We start from the raw sequence: 12,121 nt of genomic DNA on the forward strand, positions 1-12,121 counted from the left end.
AGAGATATCCCTTAAAATCGCTCATATTCTTTATTTTAAATTATAAATTCCGTCTTTAGCAGCTTCTTCTAATACTGAATAAGTAGTAGTTTTGAAGCCCGCTGGAATTTCCGAAGCAGGAGATTTAAACGGAAGCGCAAAAATAAGTAAAAGTTGGATCCAAGTATTGTAGGTAACATTTCTAATGTACTGTTTTACTACTTTATCCTTTTTATCTTTAAAGGTATAAGTAATCGTAAAATCATCTTTTGCCCAAGCAGGTAAAATGGTTAAAGTTAAACCACTAATAAAAGCAAGAGCTTGTCCTCCGCCACCGCCTTGGTCAACACCTTCAATCTGTAATTTCAAGTCAGAAGGTTGTAACGCAGTTGTGGTACCCTTAAAGTAGCCTGATTCCGAAATATGCTTTTCAAACTCTTTCTGCATTGCCTCAAGAGCGTTAGCATTTACCTCAAGTGATTCCCCACCTGGAGAAAAGGACTTCTGTGTATAAGTTACTGAAATAGTTTTATTAGAAACTTTTTCAGGCTTTTGGTAAGTCGGGCCTTGAAACCCTTCTGGGTAACTTGTAAAAGTAGCACAATTGAACAGTCCGATTACTGCACAAGTTGCTATAATTAACTCAATTTTTTTCATGTATTCTGTCTCCATTAGAATGTTTTAATATGAATCGATGGGCATTATAGTATGAGTCGATCAACGAGGACAAAACCTCAGTCCTGTCTTCGATCCCGCTCGGGAACAGATAATATTTGCTATAAAAATTCACATCACGAGTATTGAATAATTTTTTAACATTTCTAAAAAGAACCTTATTGTTAGGGTTTTTAACGGTTAAATCACAATCATAAGCAGCCGAATCCGTAGCAATCGCACCTCCAGCCCATATATAAATTGTGAAAGTCAAGATCGCTAAAGGGAAATATGCAGGATGAGGTTTTCTAATTTCCTCGAAGTTAGAACAGGCAATACTAAAAATTTTATAATTCTTATCAGAAGGTTCTTTGAAATTAATATAAGATACCTTTTGAAAGTAATTAGCTTTTCGAGCATATTCTATAACCGCGAGGGTTAAATTATCTTCCTTAGTTTGTACTGAATTAATCCCGGAAGGTAGACTTACTCTTTCTATAAAAATTGCCAAAGGAAGAGCTTGTTTCTGATCCGGCGGATCATTCAAAGAAACCTGAACTGGGATAGTAATACAGGAAACCAGCGTTAGAAAGAAAAGGAATGCTAAGAATTTTAATTTCATCCGAATAAAAACCCAACTCATTTAGGGGATAGAGACCTGCCCGAAAAAGGCAAACTAACGTTTGAGAATTGTTTTTATACCGGACTGCTAAGGCAATAAAAATTCCCAATTATCGGGAATTTTGACACATTATAAATATAAATTTTAGAATTTTATAAAATCGAAATGTATTTTATAAAAATCAACCGATTGCAGCTAAGATCCGAGCAGAGACCTTACCTTCTTTATCGGTAGCATCGGGGATATACTCTCCGATCTCTACGGTCAAAAATTGTCCTGGGCTTAAACTTTTTAGGTCGCTTTCAGGAATAACCGCTTTTAGATAATTATCAGTAACTGCAATTCCGCCTCTTTCCAAAACAGCTTCCCTCTTTTTAGAGAATTGGCTTTCTGCATATTTGCGATGCAACCTTTGGGAGAGATCCATAAGAGAATGAACTCTTTCTTTTTTAGTTTCCTTAGAAACTGTTTCAGGGAACTGCTCCGCAGAAGTGTTTTTCCTAACGGAGAAAGGAAACGCATGTATTTTAGAAAAACCTAATTCTTCCAGGATAGAAGAAGAATCTTGAAAATCTTGTTCCGTCTCGCCAGGAAAACCTACGATCACGTCCGTTCCCAAGAATAGATCCGGTATTTTAGATTTAGCAAGTTCTATCCTTTTACGGAAAGTTTCAGGATTATAACTGCGTTTCATCCTTTTTAGGATCTCTTTACTTCCACTTTGTAATGGAACATGTAAAAATGGAGTAAATCTAGGATGAGTAAGAAGTTCTGTGAGTTCCACACCTACATCAGGCGGTTCGATGGAAGAAAGTCTAAGTCTGGAATATTCCAACTTATTTAAAATGGCTTCGAGCATTTTAGGAAATGCTTTTCTGCCTTCACCATCTCTATACCATCCCAAGTTTACACCTGTAAGTATAATCTCCCCTACTCCATTGTCCTGTAAGAAGGAAACCTGATCTAACACATCTTTCCAATTTCTGGAAACACCCTTACCTCTTGCTTGAGGAATTTTACAATAAGAACATTGGCGATCGCAACCGTCTTGGATCTTCAGATAAGCCCTGGTATGTCCATTCGGTAGAACATCAGAATATGCAAATCTATCCGAAACTGTTTGGATATGAGAATAATCCGCGCCTTCTCTTTCTAGGATCAACCTAGGAAGATCAGATTTGTTTTCATTACCGATCACACCTGCGATACCAGGGATCGATTCTATAGATTCTTTATCGGTTTGCGCGTAACATCCGGTTACCCAAACTTGAGCCCCGGGATATCTTTTGATCGCGTTTCGAATAATATTACGATTTCTTGAATCTGCCTTGTTGGTGACAGTACAGGTATTAACTACGACCACATCCGGGACATCTTCTCCAGCGGCCACAGAATATCCATGTTTACTCAAAGAAGAGAATAAACCGTCCGACTCAAAAAAATTGAGCCTACAACCTAAGGTATGAAATAGTACCTTTTTTTCACCCGGCGGAAAGGGCATTGATCCTTGCCTCTATTCTTCTGATATTACCTTTTATTTTTTCGTCATCAGGTTTTAACTTAAGTGCGGATTCCAATTGTTCTTTAGCATTTCTTAATTGTTCGAGGGCCTTCTTAATATTCCCTCTTTTTGCTTCTTGGTTTCCTACTTTTTCGTAAACTAATCCTAGATTATTCAATACATTCGGATTATTAGGAACTAAGGATTGAGCCCATTTCAAACTGACTTCCGCTTTTTCAGCACTTCCTAAATAAAAGTAAACCTGAGCTTCTAAAACTAAAGGACGGTAATCGTTTCCGTCTTCCGCTTTTAGTTTTTCTATGATATATAACGCTTCTCTAGCTTTATTATTATATAATAGAGCGGTAGCGTATAATAATCTTACTTCTCTATTTTTAGGATTAATTTGATAAGAATTGTAGATGATCTCCAATGCGTCGGAATTCCTACCCGCTTGGATCAAATATCTGGCAAAATCCACACTTACAGCGGGATCCCCAGGTTTTAATTTTAATGCTTCGGACCAATGAGTAGCAGCGGATTTATTTCTTCCTGCATTATAATGACAGAAGGCCGCTAAATAATGAGTATCGTAAGATCTTTTTCCTTGTTCGTGAAGCACACGAATGATCTCTAAAGCTTTTTCTGAATTTCCTTTTTGGAATTCTGCTAATGCTGTTTGATAATCCGGTTCGCTCTGAGCGAAACTATTCCCCGCGGAAAAAACAAATAGTATCAGTGTAAGTAGGAGTATTTTTCCTTTGTGCATCTTTTGGTCACTTTTTATTGGCGGGAAAAATTTTAGGTGGGGACCCCCATTGATTTTGTATTTAGACAATCAATTAAGGAATGAAATGGCTCCACCGGGTCGATGAAAACGATTATACTCGGATATCGTATAGAAAGGAAATGTTCTATTCTTTCCTCAGATACGATCTGGAAATCCCCGGTTTCCAAAACAGGCAAACCGTCCAAGTTTCTGTAGATCTCGTATTCCTCTTGGTCAAGGAAATCAGTCAACAGCATATAACCGGATCCGAAGTAGACCCCGCCTTGGAAGTAGTATTTGTAGAGGACGCGTACCTCGGGAAGAAATAAATCAGGCTGGAAAACACATAGGGAAATTTTTTCGATCCCTGCTACGGTTCTGATCTTACGTAAATGGAACCATACCTTACGGACCAGAAGGTAAAGGAGCACAAATATAATGGGAATCAGGTACGGCATAGACCCTCTCCAATAAAGTCTCCCTTTTTAGATCAAAAGCCCCCTTTCCGTTTCCTTCAGGGGGCAAAAATCTTTTACACTAGCGCAGGTTCTTCGGAACGCTCCGGATTATTCGGAGAACTTCCTCCGTCTGAACCTTGATCTGCAGGTTTATAATCTGTCCAAGCCTCTTCTAAGAAATCCAGTTTACCCTCTTTGAAAGCAACTGTGATCTTGGTAGGCTCTTTGTAAGCGCCTTTCAAGGTTTGAACAGCCATATAATCTTCTAACTCGCGTTGGAATACTCTGCGTAATGGACGTGCTCCGAACTTCTCGTCGTAACCGATATCCATGAAGTGATCCTTCGCTTCTTGAGTAAGGTCGATCTTGATCTTCTTATCCAATAATCTCTTATTGGTGTCGCGGATCATGATATCCATAATCGCCATAAGCTCTTCTTTTCTGAGAGGTTTGAAGTAAACAACCTCATCCACCCTGTTTAAGAACTCTGGGTTGAAATGTTTTTTCAACTGCTCGCGAGCTTGGTCTGACTTGTATTTATCCTCTTCTCCGGAACGGTCCTCGAATCCGAGCCTTACACTGCTCGAAATTTCTTTGGCTCCAATATTCGAAGTCATGATGATAATCGCGTCTCTGAAGTTTACCTTGCGACCTTTAGTGTCTGTCAGGTTTCCCTCTTCCATTACTTGGAGAAGAACATTGAATATATCATGGTGAGCTTTTTCGATCTCATCCAATAGAATGATTGAATACGGTTTTTTACGAACAAACTCAGTCAATTGTCCGCCATCATCGTAACCAACATAACCTGGAGGAGCACCGATCAATCTGCTGACTGCATGTGGTTCCATATACTCGGACATGTCCACACGAAGCATCGCGTCTTGGTCTCCGAATAAGAACTCAGCCAAGGCTTTAGCAAGCTCGGTTTTACCCACACCAGTAGGCCCTAAGAAAATGAAGGATCCAGTAGGTCTGCGCTCTGCTTTAAATCCTGTGCGTGCTCTACGAACGGATTTTGCGATTTTTTGGATCGCTTCGTCCTGCCCGACAACTCTTAGTTTAAGTTCTTCTTCCAAACGAAGTAGTCTAGAGGATTCGTTCTCTTCCATTCTTTGTAATGGAATTCCGGTCCACTGAGAAACCACTGAAAGAATATCGTCTTCGTCGATAGAAACCGCAAAATCATCCAGTTTCTCCTGCCAAGATCTGATCTTTTCTTCCAGAACTTGTTTCTTACGATTTACTTCGTCGCGAACTCCAGCAGCTTTTTCATACTCTTGAGAACGAACTAGATCCTCTTTCTTTTGAGAAAGTGATTTGATCTCTTCTTCCAAGTCCTTTACTGCTTGAGGGCGAGCACAGTTTGCAAGTCTTGCTTTTGCGCCCGCTTCGTCGATGATGTCGATCGCCTTGTCAGGTAGATATCTATCATTGATATATCTATGTGATAACTTAACTGATTGTTCCAAAGCACGATCCGAATAACGCACCTTGTGGTGAGCTTCGTATGCTTTTTTGAGTCCAGTAAGGATTTGGATAGCATCGTCTACGGAAGGTTCCGCAACTTTTACTACTTGGAACCTTCTTTCCAACGCAGAATCACGCTCGATATACTTGCGATATTCTGTGCTGGTAGTAGCTCCAATACATTGCAATTCTCCCCTTGCAAGTGCAGGTTTCAGGATATTTGCGGCATCTACCGCTCCTTCTGCAGCACCTGCTCCGATCAGAGTATGCAACTCGTCGATAAAGATGATGATATTATTAGAAGAAGAAATTTCTTTCATGATCTTCTTCAATCTTTCTTCGAATTCTCCGCGATACTTGGTTCCTGCGATCAGGCTTGCTAGATCCAGGGAAAGTACACGTTTTTCGAATAGAAGATCCGGAACATTCTTCTCTACGATCGCAAGTGCGAGACCCTCTACGATGGCTGTTTTACCTACTCCGGACTCTCCAACTAATACTGGATTGTTCTTGGTCTTACGAGAAAGGATTTGGATCACCCTTTGGATCTCGTTAGATCTACCAACAACTGGATCCAGTTTTTTATCTCTGGCTAGTTGAGTAAGATCTCTCGCGAACTCATCCAAGATTGGAGTTTTAGTTTTTTCAGCGCGAGGAGTTCCAGGTTGAGCAGTTGGCTGGCTGGATACTCCGACTGTGCTTGTAGGAGGAGCGCCTAATAGACGTAAGATCTCTCCTTTGATAACATTATAATTCACGCTAAAGGAGTATAACGCTCCGCCTGCGATATTATTATTATCCCGCAATAATGCTAGAAGAATATGTTCAGTTCCAACATAATTGTGTTTAAGACGTTTGGCTTCTTCCTTGGAGAGTTCGATAATTTTTTGGTATCGATCCTGTCCTTGGGCCATGTCCATCAACAATGTGCCGGAGTTCTCCCTGGTCCTGCGCTCTACTTCTTTACGAAGTTCGTTCAGGTTAATGTTCAGGTTATTCAGTATTTTTATCGCGACTGAATCTTCTTCCTTTAACAATCCTAATAAGATATGTTCAGGGCCGATAAATTCACTACCAAGACGTTTTGCTTCGTCTTGCGCGATCTCGTTGATTACTCGTTTTGCTCTTTTAGTAAATTCCAACATAATTGCACGCCCTTCCTGATGGGTTCTGTAGGTTAGACTGTATTCGCATCCAATTTCCAACTGGGAGCCGGAATCTCCCTTAAAGAATATATCGGACTAGTTAACCAAAAAGGATTACGGGGCAAATGAGGCTTTTGTCCCTTCTTTTCCGCTTATTACCAGTAAGGCTAAATACGAAACCAAATTGAAAAAGGAATTTTTTCTATTTGGGCCGAAATTTTTTCGGAAAAAGACCAATCTACCCTTCAATTCTTCCCGATAGAAGCCCCAGTCTGTAGGCAGCCTGAAATCCCTTAACTCTCCCGAGTCCGCAAGTCTTGCCGGTATGGAAACAGAAAGTTTGTCTCCAAAACCGGAGTTAGTAGGACAGGAATTGATGAATCCGATCCCTTTTTGAAAATCAAACTTGTCTTCCGCCTCGAATTTCGTTAAAAAATCGGATTTTAGGACAGAGTTTAACTCAAGTAGAGAATCAGTCACATATTCCCAACGAATATGATCCTCGTCTCCCATCACTAATGTCCCCGAATTCCAGGGAATTCTTTGTTTTAATTCTAGGATCGGATGTTTTTTTCCCGAATTTAGATCTTCGGTTTGGGAATCATTCTCTTCTAAAAACAAATTTAGGAACTGGTCCGTCATTTCGGTGCGTTTGGAATAAGTAGAATGTTTCGGATTTCTAGCGATGCGGAACCTATAGGTGAAAGGCAAGCTATGGGAATCTATATAGTACAAACCTTCTTCCCAGTTTGTTTTTCTGAATTTTTCCCAAGTGTCAATTGCAGGGAAATGAGAAGGAGGTTCCCAATCGGAAGCAGCCTGGATTGGAATAAACTTGGTATATTCTTCGCCTAAAAATTGGATGCAATGAGCACATCCTATCTTTCCCCGATTTTTCCAGTCGAGAAGGGATAAGCCGCAATAAATACAGCTATCCATAGATATTTATACCGTTTGTGGGACCACTGCGGGTTTGAGTTTTCCTTGGAAGATCTGGTTTCTTTTATGAGCGAGCGCTGCCAATTCCATATCGTGGGTCACTAGTATTAGACTGAATCTTAGATCCTTTTGCAGTTCTTGGATCAAGTTCATTAGATTCCTGGAATTTTCTCTGTCCAGGTTCCCTGTAGGTTCGTCTGCAAGTATGAGTTTTTTTCCGGCAACTAAGGCTCTTGCCACACCTACTCTTGCACTTTCTCCTCCGGACAATTGAGAAGGATGAGAATGTATCCTTTCTTTCAGTCCCACTTTTTCCAACATGGAGATAGCTTCCTTCTCCGCTTTATAGGTAGAATAACCTTTGATTAAAAGTGGAATGCTCACATTCTCCAGAGCGGAAAAATCCGGAAGAAGAAGATGGTGCTGAAAGATGAATGCGATTTTTTCTGCGCGGAAATTTTCTTTTCCTTTCTCATCCAGATTGTTTAGATTGATTCCGCAAATTTCAACTTCACCTGAATCGAAACTATCCATTGCGCCTAGAATATTGAGAAGAGTGGATTTTCCGATCCCGGATTTTCCTTCGATGGAGAAGATCTCACCTTCTTCCACATCCATATCCAATCCATCTAGCACGGAAAATTCTTTTTCCAGGATATGATACTTTTTAACCAGATTTCGGATCTTAATAATACTCACGTTAGTCGTTCCTTATGGTATCGACAGGATTCAAACTTGCGGCCCATCTCGCTGGGAAATATCCTGCAATCCCGGAAAGTATCGTAGCTGCGGTAGTTACCATAAAAATGAAAGGTATATTGATATCCACAGGCAGTTTATCAAAATAATATATTCGTTTTGGAACCAATTCTACAGGTGTCCAATCGGAACCAGTGAAAGAAGGCCCTAAAAGATTAATGATCTCTTCTATATAACCAATAATGGTATCTAGCGAGTTTGCTAAGAATACTCCTCCAACTCCGCCAGTCAAAGAAGCTAAAATCCCGACAAGCATTGCGTTCAACGTGAAGATGAGAAGAATATCGGAAGCAGGAAGCCCAAGAGCTTTTAGTACTCCGATCGACTTACGTTTTGCTCTAACAAGAGAATATACGGAAGCGACCATTCCAAGCGCTGCCAAGATGATAAATAAGAAAACAATAATAGATATGATCGTCTTTTCCAATTGCAATGCTGCTAAAAGATTTTCTTGCTCTTCTGCAATCGTCCTAACGGATAAAGAAGAAGCTGCATCTATTTCTTGTTCAAACTCCAGGCTATTAAATAATCTATAAAGTTTACGTTTGCTGATCGAAAGATCATCCAAAGATTTTGCTTTGATTGTGATCTGATTTACAGAATCTTTCATTTTGAAAAATTTCTGTGCAACAGGTAAGGACATATAAACAAAACTGGAATCGAACTTATAGTTCCCTGTTTTAAAAAATCCGGATACTCTGAAATTTTGAACGCTTACTTCGACACCTTTGCCAAGGGAAAACCTTCCTCCAGGAACAGCCAAAGTAAGTTGTTTTCCCAAACTGAAATTGTAAAGGTCCTCCATTTCTTTTCCAAGAATGATATAACTTTCTCGGTTTAGATGGCCTAACTCTTCTCTATCATAATGAACGATTCTGGGGAAATTATGAAGTTTGTGTTCTATCAATGCATCCACACTTGGAACAGCGACCGCCTTGATGAGAACTGGATAAAATACATTATATCTTTGTATAAGTCCGTGACTTTGGATACCACCTTCGACAGAGATGATCCTATCCTTTAGATCCGGATCGTTTTGTATATATTTGATGATCTTTTGGTAATCTCGGATCTCTCCGCCATTGGAACTGCTTTCAATTGTAATATGTTCCCCACCCTGCCACAGGGATTCCTTAAGTTGCCTTTGGAATCCATTAAAGATAGAAAGTACTACAATCAGAAGGGCAACTCCGACAGCCATAACGATAAACGAAATCCTGGACTTAATCGAAAGTAATCCCGTGACTCTGGATCCTCGAATATAGCGGGAAGTGAGAAGTAGGATTAGGGGGGATCTATGAAAGAAGAAATTCATCAGTTGGGCGGTGGAAATTAAACAAATCCGCAAATTTCCTTAGTTTGACAATTATCAGATTCCGATGCAGGATGTCAAAAAAAAGTCGATACCGATTTGGCCTCATTGTAGTATCGGTGTTTCATTCGAAATTTTATGCCAGCCGAACAAGTATATTCCTTATTATTTCAGTCTAGGGACGGGGCTTCCTCTCTTTACATCCTATTTGGGGGAATCGTAGATCCGGTTTCCAGTCGGATCGATAGATTCGAAGTAGTCGCAGTAGGAAACAGCGAATTGATCAATATTCCGTTATCCGGAACCACCTACAAAGACATCACCAATGTCTGCCAAAAGATCAAGTACGAAGGCAAACAACTTAAAAATCTCACTAATAAACTTCAGGAATTATTCCAAAACAGCGGACGCTCCGACGATTTTATGGAGCAGCTCATTCATTATATCAATAAACGTGAAGACGATAAGATCAAGTACCTGATCAATCAGATCCAAAACCAAGCGATGGGAAATTCCAAACCTGATATCAGTCTTTGGTATTCTTTGATCGATCGTGACAAAATTGATGAGGCAGGTTCCGGAAAATCTTCCTTTGAATCTTTGGATTCTGAAGAAACACAGGAAAATTCCGCACAGGAAGAAGCTCCTATAATTCCTATTGGAGTTCCCACTGGAATAGATGCCTCTATTCCGCCGACTGCGGCAAGAGTTCAGTTCAAATTTATTCTTTCTCCGGTTTCCGGAATTCCGGTCAACCAACTCAAACCTGGTGATCAAATTGTAGTACAACTCATTGGAAGTGATCCTACTACTATGGGCATCATAGATTCTATGAAACTCAAAACGGAAGACGGAAGCATTAAACCGATTCCAGCCACGGTTGTAGCTACAGAAAACAAAGGTGTGGAGAATGAAACCGTAGTCAAAATTGGCAATGATGTCTTCGGTAAAATTTACGAAGAAGAAAATTCCATCAAGGTTCGCCTTTACACCGGGGAAAAACCAGTTTCTAAATCGAGCGGCTCAAACACATCTACAGCCTCCAACGCTTCTTTAGAAGCGGGAGAATCCAGTCTACTTCTGACTGTACTCATTGCTTTGGGAGTTGTAGGAATTGGAATGATCGCGATTTTTGTATTCTTATTTTAAATCAGCTCTTTCTATCACAACTTTTTGGATGGAGAGAATCCAGCTTAGTAAAATCATAGCTCCTGTAGACGGATTACGATATGAAATCTCGCATTAAATTGACCATTACTTACATTATCCCGTTCGTTCTTCTATTGGTCAGTGGGTTTCAACTTTTCCTACAACCTACATTTCTGAATACAAATGACACTTCTACTATGGAAGCTTTGTTAGATGGAACAGCAAGAGAACCAATCTCCGGATTTTATTTCCAGGGTGGTGCGATTTCTCAAATGTTTCTGACCCAAAAGATATTAAAAGAAATAGAAGATCCAAGTCTTCCGAATGATTCTCAACCGGAAGAGATCAAAAATAGATTAGGAAGAGTTTTACTAGGGCAGAGACTGCAGATCTTCTTTTACGTATTTTTAGCGGTTCTTTCTCTGACTTCTTTTCTTTCTCTTTATTTCAGAGCATTCTTCTACGCGTTCTTAAATAGGATCCTGTACTTTTTCGGTTTTATTCATGGGCTTTTCAGTATGCCGAATATCGCTTTGGCAGGAGCAAGCTCAGGAAGAGCGGAAGATCTTTTTTGGGTGATACCTTCTCTGTTCTTAGCATTTGCTTGGATCATAGGTATGGTTTATCTGATGATCACAATTGGAAAACTTTTCTCTAAAGAAGATGCTGATCGTTTCCATTCTCTTAAAAATCTGAGAGAAGATGAATCAGAATTTAGATCTGAGAGTAATCGGAATAATTCTTTTGCGACTGCGCTTCTACACTTTTTAGGAATTGTAGCATTGGGGACCTTGATCGGAAATATAGTTTATATACCGCTATTTGTTCTCCAAAAAAATTATTCTGAACCTTTCGGGATCTTAATAGCAGGTGCAGTCATTGCTGTTTCTGCATTTTATATCAGAAATTATCTTAAATTCGGAAGAAGTCCTGAGTTAAGCACTTACCAAAATTTAGCTTTAGGGATCAGTTATCTGCAAGTTCGATTTATACGGATAGCTCTGATGATCTTATTGGTCCTGGTTTTGGTGATTGTATTTATTCTTTTCTTATTTAATCTACTTACAATCAACTTCGGGATCTTAGAATCCCTGTTTCCATCCATCGATAGCAGACAGAATCTCTAAAGCGTTCTTTCCTAACCAATAACAAAGAACAATATGAGAAAAAGCTAGACCGGAATAACTTAATCTGTCTAGCACTCTTCTAAACGCGATAAATATCCCAAGATGAGTCACAATCAAGGAAAGTATAAAACCTTCGCCAGCATAATGATTTAACGTGAGATAAACACTTAAGTAGACTGTGACGATGAAGAATCCGTAGGCAGCAAACTTCTCCAGTTTGAGATGCCTAGGATCCAT

General features: G+C 39.8%; 12 protein-coding genes. 2 read left to right on the forward strand and 10 right to left on the reverse strand.

The annotated features are described in order from the left end of the window. Positions 1 to 30: 30 nt before the first annotated feature. The 9 genes from CH377_RS01930 to CH377_RS01970 form a co-directional block, all read right to left on the reverse strand. Positions 31 to 636 (reverse strand): hypothetical protein, encoded by a 606-nt coding sequence (locus CH377_RS01930; protein ID WP_100722145.1) that lies wholly within the window; start codon positions 634 to 636, stop codon positions 31 to 33. Next, positions 623 to 1,255, reverse strand: a complete 633-nt coding sequence (locus CH377_RS01935; RefSeq protein ID WP_100722146.1) for a hypothetical protein — start codon at positions 1,253 to 1,255, stop codon at positions 623 to 625. Before CH377_RS01935 ends, CH377_RS01930 begins: the two co-directional genes overlap by 14 nt. Positions 1,256 to 1,436: 181 nt before the next feature. After that, positions 1,437 to 2,756 (reverse strand): tRNA (N(6)-L-threonylcarbamoyladenosine(37)-C(2))-methylthiotransferase MtaB, encoded by a 1,320-nt coding sequence (mtaB, locus tag CH377_RS01940; RefSeq protein WP_100722147.1) that lies wholly within the window; start codon positions 2,754 to 2,756, stop codon positions 1,437 to 1,439. Beyond that, on the reverse strand, positions 2,737 to 3,525 hold the full coding sequence (locus CH377_RS01945) for a tetratricopeptide repeat protein (RefSeq protein ID WP_100722148.1): 789 nt from the start codon (positions 3,523 to 3,525) through the stop codon (positions 2,737 to 2,739). Before CH377_RS01945 ends, mtaB begins: the two co-directional genes overlap by 20 nt. Positions 3,526 to 3,557: 32 nt before the next feature. Then, positions 3,558 to 3,983, reverse strand: a complete 426-nt coding sequence (locus tag CH377_RS01950; protein ID WP_020769211.1) for a hypothetical protein — start codon at positions 3,981 to 3,983, stop codon at positions 3,558 to 3,560. Positions 3,984 to 4,057: 74 nt separating this feature from the next. Further along, positions 4,058 to 6,598 carry an ATP-dependent Clp protease ATP-binding subunit gene (locus CH377_RS01955; RefSeq protein WP_100722149.1) on the reverse strand — a complete coding sequence of 847 codons (2,541 nt, stop codon included), beginning with the start codon at positions 6,596 to 6,598 and terminating at the stop codon, positions 4,058 to 4,060. 114 nt (positions 6,599 to 6,712) lie between these two features. Next, a complete protein-coding gene (locus CH377_RS01960; RefSeq protein ID WP_207797569.1) occupies positions 6,713 to 7,537 on the reverse strand; it encodes an ATP--guanido phosphotransferase in 825 nt (274 codons plus the stop codon). Between the two features lie 6 nt (positions 7,538 to 7,543). Further along, complete coding sequence (locus CH377_RS01965; protein ID WP_100722150.1) at positions 7,544 to 8,236, reverse strand: ABC transporter ATP-binding protein; 693 nt, start codon at positions 8,234 to 8,236, stop codon at positions 7,544 to 7,546. A gap of 1 nt (position 8,237) precedes the next feature. After that, positions 8,238 to 9,611 (reverse strand): ABC transporter permease, encoded by a 1,374-nt coding sequence (locus CH377_RS01970; protein ID WP_100722151.1) that lies wholly within the window; start codon positions 9,609 to 9,611, stop codon positions 8,238 to 8,240. 135 nt (positions 9,612 to 9,746) lie between these two features. Between CH377_RS01970 and CH377_RS01975 the strand changes: the two genes are divergently transcribed. After that, positions 9,747 to 10,757, forward strand: coding sequence for a hypothetical protein (locus CH377_RS01975; protein WP_100722152.1), 1,011 nt, complete (start codon positions 9,747 to 9,749; stop codon positions 10,755 to 10,757). A gap of 80 nt (positions 10,758 to 10,837) precedes the next feature. Beyond that, positions 10,838 to 11,884, forward strand: a complete 1,047-nt coding sequence (locus CH377_RS01980; RefSeq protein WP_100722153.1) for an LIC_10230 family protein — start codon at positions 10,838 to 10,840, stop codon at positions 11,882 to 11,884. Here CH377_RS01980 and CH377_RS01985 read toward each other — a convergent pair. Beyond that, entirely contained in the window at positions 11,840 to 12,121 is a 282-nt protein-coding gene (locus tag CH377_RS01985; RefSeq protein ID WP_100722154.1) for a hypothetical protein, read from the reverse strand. The two genes, CH377_RS01980 and CH377_RS01985, sit on opposite strands and share 45 nt — an antisense overlap.

Source organism: Leptospira haakeii (assembly GCF_002812045.1).
GTDB classification, from domain to species: Bacteria; Spirochaetota; Leptospiria; order Leptospirales; family Leptospiraceae; genus Leptospira_B; species Leptospira_B haakeii.